This is a genomic window from Micrococcus sp. iso_26 (assembly GCF_056172975.1).
Genome location: NZ_CM149652.1, coordinates 2,357,411 through 2,371,769 on the forward strand (window position 1 = coordinate 2,357,411; position 14,359 = coordinate 2,371,769).

Sequence of the window (14,359 nt, forward strand, 5' to 3'; positions counted from 1 at the left end):
CGCCCACTTTCGCCCCCGGACGCGGGAGGACGCGGGAGGACGCGGGAGGACGCGGCTGCCGCCCCGGCTCAGCGCAGCGGCAGCTCGGCGCGGACCACCCAGCAGCCGCCCAGCGGGCCGGCCGTGAGGGTGCCGCCGAACACGGCCACGCGCTCGCGCATGCCGGCCAGGCCGAAGCCGCTGGCCATCGCGACCACCACGCGGTCGCGGCGGGGCTCGCCCTCATCCATCGGGCTGGCGATGCGCAGCACGAGGCGGTCCGCGCCCTCGAGCTCCGAGGCCAGGTGCACGGTGCCGCGGCGCGGGGCGTGCTTGAGGATGTTCGTCACCGACTCCTGCACCACGCGCAGCACGGTCAGCTCCAGGGAGCGCGGCAGCTCGTCCAGCTCGGTCAGCGAGCGCTCCACCGCGAACCCGGCCGCGTGCAGGCGGGCCTCGAACTCGTCGAGGCGGGCCGGCAGGTCCACGACGGCGTCCCCCTCCGCCGTCTGCGCGTTGCGGGAGGAGCCGCGTAGCGCGGTGAGCATGCGGCGCAGGTCCACGAGGGACTGTCGGGCGGCCTGCTCGATGGCCTTCTCCGCGGCGGCCCGTTTGTCCGGGTCCCTCTGGGTGGGCAGCATGGCGGCCTGCATCGAGATCACGGTGAGCCCGTGCGCGACGACGTCGTGCAGCTCCGCCGCGATCCGCTGCCGCTCGGCCTCCGCGGCGCAGGCGGCGGCCTCCTCGGCCCGGCGCAGGGCCGCCTCGCGGTCCCGGGCCCGATGCCGGGATCGGCGGATCATGAAGGCCGGCACCGCCACGCACAGCGCGACGATGAGCGTGATGACCATGACGCCCTTGAGGCTGTCCTCGTCCGCCCACGTGCCGTCGGTGAGGACCTCGCCCGCGACGGTGAGCAGGATGAGGGCGCCCAGGGCGAACCAGACGAACACCCGGTGCGAGTACCGCGTCACCATGGCCGCGCCCAGGACGACCCCGCCACTGAACGCCTGCGGGGTGAGGTGCGCGTGGTCCGCCTCCACGAGGCCCACCAGACCGAACGTGCACCCGAGCAGCACGAACACCGCCGCGAGGGTGGGCTGCCACCCGAACAGCAGCGTGACCAGCACGCTCGCCAGGAACAGGACCCAGCGCAGGAGCGGCTCCCGCCCCTCACCCGTCAGCCCGCCGTCCTTCTCGAGGATGCCCGCGAGTTCGGGGTCGGCGCTCAGCCCGGCGGCCACCGTGGGCCCCAGCATCAGGGTGAGGATCTCCCCCAGCACCATGAGCCCGACGATCACATAGAGGACGATCCGCGTGTGCCGGGAGACGGGTTCCGTGCGCAGGATCGCCGGCAGGCGGGAGCCCAGGGGAGACTCGGCAGGCGGGGGCGACGTCGCCGTCGTCGTCCGAGCCGGGGCGGGCGCCGCGATGCTCATCCGATGTCCACGAGGCCCGCGCGGGCGGCGCGGATGAGGATCTGCACGCGGTCACGGACCTGCCACTTGTCCAGGACCTTGCCGATGTGGGACTTCACCGTGGCCTCCGCGAGGAACAGGGCGCCGGCGATCTCCGCGTTGGAGGCGCCCTTGGCGAGCTCGCGGACCACGTCCAGCTCGCGCTCGGTGAGGCGCTCGTGCGGGGCGAGGGGCTCGGCCGGGCACGGGGCGGCGTGTTCGGGGGCCGCGGTGACGGCCTCCACCAGGTCCGCGGCCACGCGGGCGGAGAACACGGCGTCCCCGGCGTGGACGCGGCGGATGGCGTCCACGACCTCGGCCGGCGGTGCGTCCTTCACGAGGTAGCCTGCGGCGCCGGCGCGCAGGGCGGGCACGAGGTACTGCTCGGAGGAGAAGGTGGTGATCGCCAGGACGCGCACGCCCGGGGCCTCGGCGGAGATGCGCGCGGTGGCCTCGACGCCGTCCATGCGGGGCATCTGCATGTCCATCAGCACGACGTCGGGGGCCAGCGTGCGGGCCGCCTCGAGGGCCTGGACCCCGTCCTCGGCGGAGCCGACCACCTCGAGGTCCTCGGCCTGGGCCACGAAGTGCTCGAGGGCGGTGCGCATCAACGCCTGGTCGTCGGCCACGACTACTCGGATCATGGCGTCCAGCCTAGGTGTAGGAGGGCATGACGTTGTTGACTCGGGTCGGTGCCAACGAGGCCGGAGGGGCGTCCCCGCAGGAGGTATGAGGCCGATGGTAGTTGTAGTGGTTCACCCACACTGCCAACGCCTCACGCCGGGCCGTCTCTGAGGAGTACGGGCGGGCGTAGAGGACCTCATCGACCATCAGACGGTTGTAGCGTTCGACCTTCCCGTTATGGCGGGGTGTGTAGGGCCGGATCCGGTGGTGCCGGCCCCCGAGCGAGACCACCTTGGCGGTGAAGTCCACGGCCCGGTAGTTGTTCCCGTTGTCCGTGACCACCCGGTCCACGGTGATGCCGTGCGCGGCGAAGAACGCCCGCGCCCGGCAGTAGAAGCTCACGGTCGTGGCCGCCTTCTCGTCCTCCAACGCCTCGGTGTACGCCAGGCGGGTGTACCCGTCGATCGCCGAGTGCAGGTAGGTGTACCCGACCCGTCGGCCAGGCCCGCGTTTGGCCGCTCGCGCGTTCTCGGAGTCCCGGCCGTGAGCACGCCAGCCTCCCCCCTCGGGGATGCGCCCGATTTTCTTCACGTCCAGGTGCACCATGTGCCCCGGGCCGCGGGCGGTGATCTTCTGGGGTCGTTGGCGCAGGTCCTCACCCGTGGGCGCGAGGTCTGGCAACCGGGAGATGCCCAGCCGGTGCAGCCACCTGCCCACCGTTCGGAGGCACACCCGGTGGCCTTCAGAGACGAGGTGGTGATGGATGCGGCGGGCTGACCACTTCTCCCTGCGACGCAGGGTCTGGATCTGGGCCACCACCTCGGGGTCGAGCTGGGCGGGAGAGCGTCGTGGCCGGCAGGAGCGGTCTTGCAGTCCTGCCTCGCCCTCGGCGCGGTAGCGGGCCACCCAGGTGGCCACCGTGGGGCGGCTGACGCGGAACTCGGCGGCGACATGGGCTTGTGGGATCCCGTCGTGCAGGTGGCGTTGGACCATGCGCAGCCGGCCGGTCGGGGTCAGGGGTGCGTTAGCGTGAGTCATGAGCGGGTCTCTTCTGGCAGGTGGGTTGTTGAGGAACTTCCATCCTGCCGGGCGGGGCCCGCTCGTCTCATCTCAGCCCGTACCCCGTGGCAAGAACCTCATGACCCACAACACCTAGGAGGCGCACAGGCCGCCGCGCGTCCACCGAAGGTCGACGTCGGCCCCCGCCTCGGGGCGGACCGGGCCGGCTCCCGCGCCCGGCCGGCCACCGCAGTCCCGGCGCCTCCGTGGGCAGAACCCACAACCCCGTCGCCTCCGTGGGCAGAACCCACAACCCCGTCGCCTCCGTGGGCAGAAGAGAGGGCACTTCTGCCCACGGAACGCTCTGGCCTGCCGCTTCCGCCCACGGAACCGGGCCGCCCCACCCGGGCCCCGCTCCACCCCCCGCGCGTCACCGCGGCAGCAGGAACCAGCCCATCACGGCCATGCCGAGGATCCCGGCGAGCATGGCCGGCAGCAGCACCACGAACAGGTTCCGCCGCGTCACGGCCCAGCCGGGCATCTGCGGCGACTGCGCCCCCGCGGCCATGCCGTGGGCCACCTGGATGCGAGCGGGCCCGGCGACGATGCCCCAGCCCGCGGCCGCGTTGTGCAGGCCGTTGGACCAGGGCGGGGGGACGCCCAGGGCGGCGCCTGTGTCCATCTGCAGGGGGCCGATCAGGGCCATGGCCCCGGTGTTCGAGGCCGTGATGAAGCCGGCGAACGCGCCGAGGAACGGCATCGCCACCAGGTAGGACTCCCCCATCCCGCTGAGTGCGCCCGCGAGCGCCTGCGAGACCCCGCCGGCGGAGAGGATGAGCCCGAACGCCACGTAGAGCGCGTTGGGGATGGCGGTGCCCACCCACAGCTTCCCGGCCTCGCGGGGGACTCGGCGGCGGGCGGCGGCGTCAAGGTGGAGGAGCCACACGCCCACGCCCACCGCCACGAACGCCCACAGCGCCGGCGTCCCCACGAGGGCCGCCGCCCCCTCGAGCCCGAACGCGCCCTTCACGGTGGTGCCCAGCACGGTGCCGGCCATGAGCGTCAGGTACGGCACCACGTCCCGCCCCGGCCCGGGCAGCAGCCGGCCGCCGCGGATCACGAGCAGCCAGGCCACGGTGAGCACGAACGTGGCGACGGCGCCCGCCGGCGCGGTGCCGACCACGAGGTTCGCCCCCAGGATCAGCGCCCACTGGGCGACCCCGGAGAGCACGGCGACGCCGAGCCAGGGCAGTGTCCGGGCCGGGCCGACGTCGACTCGCATGCCGCGCGCCCCGCGCAGCAGCAGCACCGTGGCCACGCCCGCCACCAGGCAGGCCGGCAGGTTGAACACCGCGGCGGTGACCCCGATCTCCCGGAAGTCCAGGCCGAACAGGCGGGCGCCCATGAGCGTGCCCGGCGCCATGGACCCCCACGGGCCGATGGTGAGCGCGAGGACGGAGATCAGCGCGGACCGGAACGCCGTGTAGCCCAGACCCAGCAGCAGCGGCACACCCACGATCAGGGAGACGCCGAACCCGGTCACGGTCTCGAGGAACGGGATGACGCCGTGCACCATGAGCAGCGCGGTCGCGATCGTGGGGCCGTTGCCCGCCGACAGCCACGCGGCCAGGCGCGCGTGCCCGCCCGAGTACTCCATGACGCGGGACAGGGTGATGCCGCCCGCGATGATCGCCAGGATCTCGAGCAGCGTGGGCACGCCGGCGCCGATCGCGCCGCCCAGGTCGCCCGGGGCCACGCCGAAGGCCGTGAGGGCCAGCAGCACGGCCACGGCCGTCCCGGCGGCCGGGGCCACCCACGCGGGCAGTCGGGTGAGCAGCAGCACGAGGGTGAGCAGGATGGGTGAGAGCGCGAGCAGCACCTCCACGGCGCACCCCCTTCCCTCGTGTACTGCGCCCCACTGTAGGCGCGGGGTGGGGCCGACACCCCTCCCCTTACTCTGGGGGTCATGACGCAGCCATCCCACCCCGACGACGTCACCCGCGCCCGCCTGATCCCGCCCGTGCCCGTGGCGGTGGCCCCGATGGCCGGCGGCCCCTCGACCCCGGAGCTGGTCGCCGCCGTCGTGGGCGCAGGCGGCGGCGGGTTCCTCGCCGGCGGCATGCGGACGGCCGCGCAGATGCGCGCGCAGGTGGACGCGCTGCGCGCGCTGCTGGGCGCGGAGGGGCCGGACCGCTGGGGCGTGAACCTGTTCGTGCCGGACGCGGTGAACACGGCCATCCCGGACGCGGCGCGCACGGAGGCGGCACGGTCGGCGCGGACGGCGGCCGTCGCCGCGTACCGGGCGGGCCTGACGGCCGACGGCGCCGCCGGCCTGCCCACCGCCGCGGACGTCGTCCCGGACCCGGACGCCGAACGGGCCGACTTCGACGCCCTGCTCACCGCCGCCGAGGAGCAGGCGTGGCCGCTGGTCTCCTTCACGTTCGGCCTGCCGGCCGCCGACGTGTTCGCCCGGCTGGCCGCCGCGGGTATCCCGGCCGGAGCCACCGTGACGGACGCGACCGAGGCGCGGGCCGCCCTCGACCACGGGGCCGCGTTCCTCGTGGTGCAGGGCCACCGCGCCGGCGGGCACCGGGGCACGTCGGACCCGGCCGCGGAGCCGACCCGCGCCGAGATGCCGACGGTGCTGGCGGCGGTGCGCGACGTCGTCGGGACGGGGGCCGCGAGCGCCGCGCCCGTGGTGGCCGCCGGCGGCGTGGGCACCGCCGAGGACGTGCGCGCCCTGCTGACCGCCGGCGCGGACGCCGTCTCGGCCGGCACCGCGTTCCTCCTCACCCCGGAGGCGGGCACCTCGGCGGCGCACCGGGCCGCCGTCGCGGCGTGTGCGGCCGGGACACGCTTCTCCGCCGACGACGGCCGGGCCCGCACCGGCCTGACCCGCGCCTACACGGGGCGGTGGGCGCGGTCGCTGGCCACCGCGTTCATGGCGGAGCACCCGGACGCCCCCGCCGCGTACCCCGAGGTCAACGTCCTGACGAAGGGGCTGCGCGCCGCCGCCGCGGCCGCCGGCGACCTCGAACGCGTCCACCTGTGGGCCGGCACCGAGGCGCACCGGGTCCGTGAGGCGCCGGCCGCCGACGTCCTCGCCTCCCTCGCGCCCTGAGGACCGTCCCGGATCATCCCGCGGACTGACGCCGGCCCCTCGGCCTGCGGCCTAGGCTGGCCCGCGTGAACCCCCTGCGCCGCCTCGACCAGTGGACGCGCCTGCACCCCGTGCGCACCGACGTGATGGCCGCCGCGGCACTGTTCACCGTGCTCGTGGCGCTGCCGTGGATCGCGCTCGGGCCGATGGTCGCCCCGGACCCCCAGGGCCGGCAGACGGCCGTCTCCCTCCTGGCCGGGGCCGGCATGGTCCTGCCGTGGGCCGTGCGTCGGGTGCGCCCGGTGGCCTCGGCCGCCGTCGTGACGGCCGCGGCCGTCCTGCACCTGCTCGCCGGGCCCGAGTTCAGCCTGTCCCTGCTGATGGTGCCGCTCACCGTCTACAACCTCGCTGCAAACGCGCCCCGGAGCGTCTCCGTGGCCGGGCTCCTCCTGGGGCTGGTCGGCGGCGTGGCCAACGGGGTGAAGGTGTGGCTGTTCCCGGCGCAGTTCGTCACCCCCGACGGCCTCACCGTCCGCTCCCCCGCGGAGCCGCTGGCCATGGTCATCATGGCGATCGGCTGCGGGCTCGTGGTGCTCACCGCGTGGGCGTTCGGCGACGTCGTGCGCAACCGCCGCCTCGCCGTGCGCGCCCTCGAGGACCGCGCCCACCGCCTCGAGGTGCAGTCCCGGCAGGAGCGCGAGCTCGCCGCCGCCGACGAGCGCAGCCACATCGCCCGGGAGATGCACGACATCGTCGCCCACTCCCTGCAGGTGATCATCTCCCAGGCCGACGGCGCCCGGTACGCCGCCGCCGCCAAGCCCGCGCTCGCGGTCACCGCGCTCGAGACCATCGGCCAGACCGGCCGTTCCGCGCTCGCGGACATGCGCCAGCTGCTCGGCGTGCTCCGCGAGACCGGCGAGACCGTGGCCGGGGTGCCCGGCGTGACCGACGACGACGCCCGGCGACCCGCCGCCGACGTCGTCGCCTCCCCCGACGGCCGCGGCACCCGCCTGCCCCCGGGCCGCCGGCCCCAGCCGCGACTCGCGGACCTGCCCGCCCTCGTGGAGACGATGCGCCTGTCCGGGCTCGAGGTGTCCCTGCTGGAGACCGGCACACCCCGCCGCACGCTGCCGGCGGGTGGGGAGCTGGCGGCGTACCGGATCGTGCAGGAGGCGCTCACCAACACGCTGCGCCACGGCGGGCCGGACGCGGACGCCTTCGTCACGCTCGCCTGGACGGCGCACGGCCTGGACCTGCAGATCGACGACGACGGCTGCGGCGCCGCCGCCGACCCCGCCACCCGGGGCAGCGGCCAGGGTCTGCGGGGGGCCGCCGAGCGGACGGCCCTGTTCGGCGGGACGCTCGAGACGGGGCCGCGCGTCGGGGCCGGGTACCGCGTGTCCGCCCACCTGCCGTACTCGGCGGTGTGAGGGGTGGCCGCCCCCGTCTCGCCCGCTCACCCCGCCCGACTTGAGAGGATGACCCCATGAGCTCTGAGGAGACCGTCCCCGTCCGCGTGGCCCTGGTGGACGACCAGGCACTGATCCGCTCCGGGCTGGCCATGCTCGTGGACTCGCAGCCGGACCTGACGGTCGTGGCGGAGGCGGGCAGCGGGCGCGAGGCGGTGGCGTCGGTGTCCGTGGCGGGCGCCGACGTCGTGCTGATGGACGTGCGCATGCCGGAGATGGACGGCATCGAGGCCACCCGCGCGCTGCTGCGCCGGCCGGACGCCCCGCGCGTCGTGGTGCTGACCACCTTCGACCTGGACGAGTACGCCTTCGACGCGATCGAGGCGGGCGCCAGCGGCTTCCTGCTCAAGGACGCCCCGCCCGAGGAGCTGCTCGCCGCGATCCGCACGGTGCACCGGGGCGACGCCGTGATCGCCCCGTCCACGACGCGCCGGCTCCTGACGCACATGGCCCCGCGTCTGCGCTCGGACCAGGTCCGCAGCGCCGAGTGCGAGGAGCAGCAGGCGGCCGTGGCGTCGCTGACCCCGCGCGAGCACGAGGTGCTGGTGCTCATGGCGCAGGGCGCCGCGAATCTGGAGATCGCCGCCGAGCTCGTGCTCTCCGAGGCCACGGTGAAGACGCACGTCGGCCGGGTGCTGGCCAAGCTAGGCGCCCGCGACCGCGTGCAGGCCGTGCTCATCGCCCACCGCGCGGGCCTCGTGCAGTTCTGACCCGCCGTTCCGGCACGCCCTGCAGCCCCCGCCCTAGCCCCTGCCCCACCCCTCGTCGAGGCCCGCAGACACGCCGCTACGCCGTCGTCGTAGCGGCGTGTCTGCGGGCCTCAACGGCCGGCCTCGACGGTCGGCCGGGGCGGTCGGCCGGGGCGGCGGGGCCCTTCCCTGAGCCACTCCCCAGGCGCCTGCCAGCACAATCACAGGTCATACCTGGGTATGAGTCGGACGCCCCGAGGTTCATCCTCATGGCCCTGCCGGTGCGCCCACCCCCTCCGCGATGCTGGACGCAGGCCCCGCAGCGGGTCCGCCGCCGGGGTGCACGCGCCGACGGCCGCCCCGGCCCGACGCGCACTGGAGGAGAGGCACCATGACCGGCAGCATCCTGGACCACCCCACCCCGACGACGTCCCGCGCCTCCGACGCAGCCACCGAGCAGGCACAGCGGGACAGCGAATGCGTGGCCTTCTTCGTCGCGCTGGTGACGGCCGCCGTCGTGATGCTGGGCCTGAGCCTGTTGACGGGGGTCGAGGGGCTGCTCCGCCTGGCACTCACCGCGGGCGCCGGCCTGCTCGCCGGCGCCGTCGCGTGGGCCACCGCCCGCCCCGTCCAGGAGGACGCCCCGGGCGACTGACCCGGCCGCGCCCTCAGGGCCGCAGGCCGCGCAGGTACGTGTCCAGCAGCCAGCCCCGCTGGTCCGGGCCGTGGCCCAGCAGCGCGCACTCCGGCGACCGGGTGACCATGAGCAGGCCGAACAGGTAGTCCGCCCCGGTCACGTCCGGGCCCACGAGCCCGGCCCGCCGCGCCTCGGCCACCACCTGGTCCGCGAGCTCGAGGATCACACGCTCGGCCTCGGCGATGAGGGCCTCGGGCGGCCGGTCGGCGGGGTCGAAGTCGTCCCGGGCCGCCGCGAGCGAGGCCAGGTTCACGGCCCCCAGGTCCTCGGCGAGCTGCCGCCACCGCGCCTCGGCCCCGCCGCCGTGCTCGTCCCCGCCCGCCCCGTCGAGGAAGGCCTGCAGGATCCCCCCGGTGCGGGCCACGACGTCCTCGAGCACGGCGTCCAGCAGATCCCGACGCGTGGGGAAGTGCCGGTACAGCGTGCCCACGCCGACCCCGGCCTCCTGCGCCACCCCGCGCAGGCACATCGCCGCCCCCTGGGTGGCGATGAGACGGCCGGCGGCCGCCAGCAGGTCCTGGCGGTTGGCGCGGGCGTCGGCTCTCATGTCCCCATCATCCCACTCCGCCCCGCACCGCCCGGCGGCGGGGACCTGACGCCCTCGGGTCCACGCCTCGCCGGCCCGCCTCATCCCCGGGCATGACCCGCCGCCCGCAGAGGTGGTCCCCTCCTCCGATCCGCCCCGCCGCGTCCGCGCGGAAGAGTGGGTTCCATGGACACCCCACGCACCTCGCACCCCGCCTCTCCCACGACCCCCGGCCCCGTCGCGCCGGGGCCGGGCACGCCGTCGTCGTCCGCCACCACGACGACGGCGCCCGCCGTCTGCGCCCGCGGCCTCACCCGCGCCTACGGGCGCGGTGACGCGCAGGTGCACGCCCTGCGCGGGGTGGACGTGGACTTCGCCTCGGGCGCGTTCACCGCGATCATGGGGCCCTCGGGCTCGGGCAAGTCGACGCTCATGCACTGCCTGGCCGGGCTGGACGCGCCGACCTCGGGCTCCGTGCGGATCGGCGGCACCGAGATCACCGGGCTGGACGACACCGCCCTGACCCGCCTGCGCCGCGACCGCGTGGGCTTCGTGTTCCAGGCCTTCAACCTCGTGCCCACGCTCACGGCCGAGCAGAACATCGTGCTGCCCCTCGAGCTGGCCGGCCGCGCCCCGGACCGCGCGTGGCTGGAGGAGATCACCCGGACCCTGGGCCTCGCGGACCGGCTGGGCCACCGCCCGCACGAGCTCTCGGGCGGTCAGCAGCAGCGCGTCGCCGTCGCCCGCGCCCTGCTCACCCGACCGGACGTCGTGTTCGGGGATGAGCCCACCGGCAACCTGGACACCGCCACCTCCGCCGAGGTGCTCGGCCTGCTGCGCCGGTCCGCGCGGGAGATGGGCCAGACCGTCATCATGGTCACCCACGACCCCGTGGCCGCCTCCGCCGCCGACCGCGTCGTGCTGCTCGCGGACGGCCACCTGGCCGGCGAGCTCGTGGACCCCACGGTCGAGTCCGTCACCGCGGCCCTGACCGCCCTGTCCGCCCCGGCCGAGGGCGGGGTGCGCTGACCATGTGGACCGTCGCCCTCTCCCAGCTGCGCACCCAGCCGCGCCGCTACGTCTCCCTGGTGCTGGCCATCCTGATCGGCACCCTGTTCCTCGCGGCCTCCTTCCTCGTCTCCTCGACGGCGCAGGCCACCCTGCGCGCCACGCTCGGCAGCACCTACGCCGGCGCCAACCTCGTGGTCCTGCCGGGCGGGTCCGAGGACGTCTCCGACCTCGCCGGCACCGGTGCCGAGCCCGGCCCGCTGGCCCGCCTGGACGGCGTCGAGGAGGCGTACGCCCTGCGGATGGCGTGGGCGGCGGCCCGCGCCGCGGACGCCGAGTTCGGCGCCGCGGTGATGCCCCTGCCCCGCGACCCGGCCCTGGCGGGCCTGACCGTGACCGCCGGCGCCCTGCCCGCCGCCGACGACGCCCGCGGCGTCACCCTCGACGCGCAGACCGCGGACCGGCACGGGGTGGCCGTGGGCGACGTCGTCGCGCTGGCGAGCGAGTCCGGGCCCGCCCCTGCCACCACGCCGGTCGACGCGGTGGTCACGGGCCTGACCCAGCCCTCCCCGGACCCGATGCTCTCCGGGCAGGCGCAGGTGTGGGCCTCGCCCGCGGCGCTGACCGCGGTGCAGGGCCAGGACGGGGAGGCCGGGTTCACCCCCCACCTGCTGCTGCGCCTGGCCGACGGGGCGGACGTCCCCGCCGTCGCCGAGGCCGCCCGCGCCGAGGCCGCCGCGGCCGGGGCGGACGTCGACGTCGCGACCCCGGACGAGGCCGTGCGCTCGGCGGTGACGCAGCTGAGCGGCGGCACCGACCTGCTGGGCTGGGTGCTCGGCGGCTTCGCGGCGCTGGCCCTGCTGGTGACCGCGCTGGTCATTGCGAACACCTTCCAGGTGCTCGTGGCCCAGCGCACCCGTGACCTCGCGCTGCTGCGCACCATCGGCTCGACGACGGCCCAGGTGCGGGCGTCCGTGCTGACCGAGGCCGCCGTCGTGGGCGTGGTGGGCTCCGTGCTGGGCGCCGGGCTCGCCGTGGCGATCGTGGCCGGCGTGGCCGCGGCCGCCCGCGCGATGCTGGACCTGCCGTTCCTCACGTTCGGGCTGCACCCGGCAGGGCTCGCCGTCTCGGTGGCCGTGGGCGTGGCGGTGACGGTCCTGGCCGCGCTGGCCCCCGCGGTGGCCGCGACGCGCGTCGCCCCGCTCGAGGCCCTGCGGCCCAGGGACGAGGTGACCGCCGGATCGCGCGGCGGCCGGGTCCGCACGGCGATCGGGCTGATGCTGGCCCTCGGCGGCACCGCTCTCATGCTGTGGGGCGTGTCCACGCGGGAGCCGGTCTCGGCGATCGGCGGCGGCGCGCTGTCCTTCGTGGGCGTGCTGCTGCTGGCGCGGCTGTTCGTGCCCGCCGCGGTGCGGGGGGCGGCGGTGCTGGCCCGTCCGGCCGGCGTCCCCGGTCGCCTGGCCGGGCTGAACGCGGTGCGCCACCGGTCCCGGACCGCCGCCACCGCCGCGGCCCTGCTCGTGGGCACCACCCTCGTGGCGCTGTTGCTCACCGGCGGGCGCACCGCCCAGGAGCAGACGGCCCTCGCCCTGGACACCGCCTACCCGGTGGACCTCGTGGTGCAGCTGCCCGCCGACGCGGACCCGGCCCGTGCGGCCGAGGCCGTCGCCGCGACGGCGGACGTGCAGGCGGTGGCCCTGGCCACCTCGGTGGGCGCCACGGAGGACGGGACCCCCGTGCTGGCGACGTCGGCCGCGGACCTGCGCGCCGTCGTCGCGCGCCTGCCAGAGGGCGTGACCGGCCTCGGCGACCCCGGCACGGCGCTCGTGCCCGACTGGGTCGACGCGGATCAGGTCCGCGCTGAGGTGGCGGGAGCCGAGCGGACGTTCGTCCCGGTGCGCGCGGGCTCGCTGAGCTCCGGCGTGTACGTGGCGGCCGAGCCGCTGCGCGAGACCGGGTGGGACGGGGCCGCGGGCGCCGCCGTGCCGGGCCAGCTGCTCGTCGCGCTCGACCCCGGTGTCCCCGTCGACCGCCTGCAGGGCCTGAGCGAGGACGTGACCCGGGCCGCGGGCGCCGGGGCGGCCGTGATCGACGGCGGGGCCGGCGAGCGCGCGCTCTACGCCCGGATCATCGACGCGATGCTCGGGATCGTGGTGGCGCTGCTGGCGGTGTCCGTGCTGATCGCGCTGATCGGCGTGGCGAACACGCTGAGCCTGTCCGTGATCGAGCGGACGCGCGAGAACGCGCTGCTGCGGGCCCTCGGCCTGACGCGAGGCGGACTGCGCGGGGCGATCGCGATCGAGGCCGTGCTGATCGCGGTCGTGGCCGCCGTGCTGGGCTGCGCCCTCGGGGTGTGCTACGGCTGGGCGGGGGCGCAGCTGGTCCTCGCCGACCTCTCCGCGACCGCGGGCGCCGGGACCGCGGTGCGCCCGGCCGTGCCGTGGCTCGAGCTCGGGCTGGTGGTGGCCGTGGCGGCGCTGGCCGGCCTGGCGGCGTCGCTGCTGCCCGCGCGTCGGGCGGCCCGGCTGAGCCCCGTGGCGGGCCTGGCCGCGGTGTGAGCGAGCGGGGCGCGGTGTGAGCGGGCGGGCCACGGTGTGAGCCGGGCCACGCCACGGCCCTCACTCGCGCGCTGCCCGGCGGCCGGCGTCGTCGTCGACCGTCCGGAATCGTCTGCGGAACTGACCCTTCTGGGGGGTCTGATCCCGCCTCAGAAGGGTCAGTTCCGCAGACGATTCGCCGGGGCCGAGCCGGGGGCGCCCGCGGCCCTGCGGCCGTCGGAACGGCGGTAGGCCATCGCGAGCACGGCCCCGGAGAGGTTGTGCCAGATCGAGAACACGGCGCCCGGCAGGGCTGCCGCCGGCGAGATGTACTGCGCGGCGAGGCCCGCGGCCAGGCCCGAGTTCTGCATGCCGACCTCGATCGAGACCGTGCGCGCCACGGGCGTGGGCAGCCGGAACAGCTTCGCCGCGCCGTAGCCGAGCAGGTAGCCGAGCCCGTTGTGCAGCACCACCGCTGCGAACACCAGCAGGCCCGCCGACAGCACGCGGGAGGCGCTGTTGCCGACGACGGCGGCCACCACCAGCGCGATGAACACCACCGAGACCCACGGCAGGGCGGGCAGCACGCGGTCGACGACGCGGCGCAGCAGCAGGCGCACGACGAGTCCGCCTAGGACCGGCAGGAGCACGATGTTCACGATGGACTTGGCCATGGCGCCGCCGTCGACGGCCATGTACTGGCCGGCCAGCCACAGGGTGAGCAGCGGCGTGAGCAGCGGGGCCAGGAGCGTGGACACGGAGGTCATGGCCACGGAGAGGGCGGTGTCGGCGCGGGCGAGGTAGCTGACCACGTTCGAGGACGTGCCGCCCGGGGCCGAGCCCACGAGGATCACGCCCGCCGCGAGCTCGGGCGGCAGCTGGAGCACGACGGCGACGCCGAGCCCCAGCAGCGGCATGATCGCGTACTGCGCCACCACGCCCAGCAGCACGGGCAGCGGCCGGCGGGCGACGAGGCCGAAGTCCGGAAGGGTCAGCGTCAGGCCCATGCCGAACATGATGATCCCGAGGAACAGGTTGACCTGGGGCAGCAGCGTCTTCGCGGCGGTCGGGGCGAGGAAGCCCACGAGCGCGGCGGCGAGCACCAGCAGCGGGAAGACGGTGACGGCGATGCGTGCGGAGCGGTCTTCCGCGCGGCGGGCGTCGGTGGGGGCGGGATCCGGTGCGGTCATCCCGTCATGGTAGGAGCGCGACCGCGGTGCGTCGTCGCGTGACGCGGCGCCGTCGTCGGCCTTCCGGAATCTTCTGCGCCCCTG

At 75.9% G+C, this 14,359-nt stretch carries 12 protein-coding genes; 6 read left to right on the top strand and 6 right to left on the bottom strand.

Going from position 1 to position 14,359, the window contains the following annotated elements; genetic code table 11:
• Window positions 1-68: 68 nt before the first annotated feature.
• The 4 genes from AC0VX0_RS10970 to AC0VX0_RS10985 form a co-directional block, all read right to left on the bottom strand.
• Window positions 69-1,418, bottom strand: a complete 1,350-nt coding sequence (locus AC0VX0_RS10970; RefSeq protein WP_475451676.1) for a sensor histidine kinase — start codon at window positions 1,416-1,418, stop codon at window positions 69-71.
• Entirely contained in the window at window positions 1,415-2,080 is a 666-nt protein-coding gene (locus tag AC0VX0_RS10975) for a response regulator transcription factor (RefSeq protein WP_063189414.1), read from the bottom strand. The genes AC0VX0_RS10970 and AC0VX0_RS10975 overlap by 4 nt, the downstream gene beginning before the upstream one ends.
• Window positions 2,081-2,090: 10 nt before the next feature.
• On the bottom strand, window positions 2,091-3,098 hold the full coding sequence (locus AC0VX0_RS10980; RefSeq protein ID WP_377635934.1) for an IS481 family transposase: 1,008 nt from the start codon (window positions 3,096-3,098) through the stop codon (window positions 2,091-2,093).
• Between the two features lie 391 nt (window positions 3,099-3,489).
• Entirely contained in the window at window positions 3,490-4,944 is a 1,455-nt protein-coding gene (locus AC0VX0_RS10985) for an L-lactate permease (protein WP_144818894.1), read from the bottom strand.
• A gap of 81 nt (window positions 4,945-5,025) precedes the next feature.
• Here AC0VX0_RS10985 and AC0VX0_RS10990 point away from each other — a divergent pair, with 81 nt between their 5' ends.
• The 4 genes from AC0VX0_RS10990 to AC0VX0_RS11005 all read left to right on the top strand — a co-directional run bounded on the left by AC0VX0_RS10990 (window position 5,026) and on the right by AC0VX0_RS11005 (window position 8,972).
• Window positions 5,026-6,180 carry a nitronate monooxygenase gene (locus AC0VX0_RS10990; protein WP_144818892.1) on the top strand — a complete coding sequence of 385 codons (1,155 nt, stop codon included), beginning with the start codon at window positions 5,026-5,028 and terminating at the stop codon, window positions 6,178-6,180.
• A gap of 65 nt (window positions 6,181-6,245) precedes the next feature.
• Window positions 6,246-7,589 carry a sensor histidine kinase gene (locus AC0VX0_RS10995; RefSeq protein ID WP_063189408.1) on the top strand — a complete coding sequence of 448 codons (1,344 nt, stop codon included), beginning with the start codon at window positions 6,246-6,248 and terminating at the stop codon, window positions 7,587-7,589.
• A gap of 56 nt (window positions 7,590-7,645) precedes the next feature.
• Window positions 7,646-8,338, top strand: a complete 693-nt coding sequence (locus AC0VX0_RS11000) for a response regulator (RefSeq protein ID WP_036316208.1) — start codon at window positions 7,646-7,648, stop codon at window positions 8,336-8,338.
• A gap of 370 nt (window positions 8,339-8,708) precedes the next feature.
• Window positions 8,709-8,972 (top strand): hypothetical protein, encoded by a 264-nt coding sequence (locus AC0VX0_RS11005; protein ID WP_221845169.1) that lies wholly within the window; start codon window positions 8,709-8,711, stop codon window positions 8,970-8,972.
• A gap of 13 nt (window positions 8,973-8,985) precedes the next feature.
• Here AC0VX0_RS11005 and AC0VX0_RS11010 read toward each other — a convergent pair whose 3' ends face one another.
• Window positions 8,986-9,561: a TetR/AcrR family transcriptional regulator gene (locus AC0VX0_RS11010; protein WP_221845170.1), complete on the bottom strand. Its 576-nt coding sequence runs from the start codon at window positions 9,559-9,561 to the stop codon at window positions 8,986-8,988.
• Between the two features lie 165 nt (window positions 9,562-9,726).
• Between AC0VX0_RS11010 and AC0VX0_RS11015 the strand changes: the two genes are divergently transcribed.
• Together AC0VX0_RS11015 and AC0VX0_RS11020 are read left to right on the top strand one after the other, a co-directional pair.
• Window positions 9,727-10,569, top strand: a complete 843-nt coding sequence (locus AC0VX0_RS11015; protein WP_144825836.1) for an ABC transporter ATP-binding protein — start codon at window positions 9,727-9,729, stop codon at window positions 10,567-10,569.
• A gap of 2 nt (window positions 10,570-10,571) precedes the next feature.
• Window positions 10,572-13,106, top strand: a complete 2,535-nt coding sequence (locus AC0VX0_RS11020; RefSeq protein ID WP_475451682.1) for an FtsX-like permease family protein — start codon at window positions 10,572-10,574, stop codon at window positions 13,104-13,106.
• A 158-nt stretch (window positions 13,107-13,264) separates the two neighbouring features.
• Here the strand turns inward: AC0VX0_RS11020 and AC0VX0_RS11025 are convergent, their stop codons facing one another.
• A complete protein-coding gene (locus AC0VX0_RS11025; protein WP_020625623.1) occupies window positions 13,265-14,275 on the bottom strand; it encodes a bile acid:sodium symporter family protein in 1,011 nt (336 codons plus the stop codon).
• Window positions 14,276-14,359 lie beyond the last annotated feature (84 nt).

Coding starts and splice junctions, on each gene's coding strand:
- AC0VX0_RS10975 (WP_063189414.1), bottom strand. CDS start 2,080: ATGATCCGAGTAGTCGTGGCCGACGACCAGGCGTTGATGCGCACCGCC.
- AC0VX0_RS10970 (WP_475451676.1), bottom strand. CDS start 1,418: ATGAGCATCGCGGCGCCCGCCCCGGCTCGGACGACGACGGCGACGTCG.
- AC0VX0_RS10990 (WP_144818892.1), top strand. CDS start 5,026: ATGACGCAGCCATCCCACCCCGACGACGTCACCCGCGCCCGCCTGATC.
- AC0VX0_RS11025 (WP_020625623.1), bottom strand. CDS start 14,275: ATGACCGCACCGGATCCCGCCCCCACCGACGCCCGCCGCGCGGAAGAC.
- AC0VX0_RS11010 (WP_221845170.1), bottom strand. CDS start 9,561: ATGAGAGCCGACGCCCGCGCCAACCGCCAGGACCTGCTGGCGGCCGCC.
- AC0VX0_RS10980 (WP_377635934.1), bottom strand. CDS start 3,098: ATGACTCACGCTAACGCACCCCTGACCCCGACCGGCCGGCTGCGCATG.
- AC0VX0_RS11020 (WP_475451682.1), top strand. CDS start 10,572: ATGTGGACCGTCGCCCTCTCCCAGCTGCGCACCCAGCCGCGCCGCTAC.
- AC0VX0_RS11000 (WP_036316208.1), top strand. CDS start 7,646: ATGAGCTCTGAGGAGACCGTCCCCGTCCGCGTGGCCCTGGTGGACGAC.
- AC0VX0_RS11015 (WP_144825836.1), top strand. CDS start 9,727: ATGGACACCCCACGCACCTCGCACCCCGCCTCTCCCACGACCCCCGGC.
- AC0VX0_RS11005 (WP_221845169.1), top strand. CDS start 8,709: ATGACCGGCAGCATCCTGGACCACCCCACCCCGACGACGTCCCGCGCC.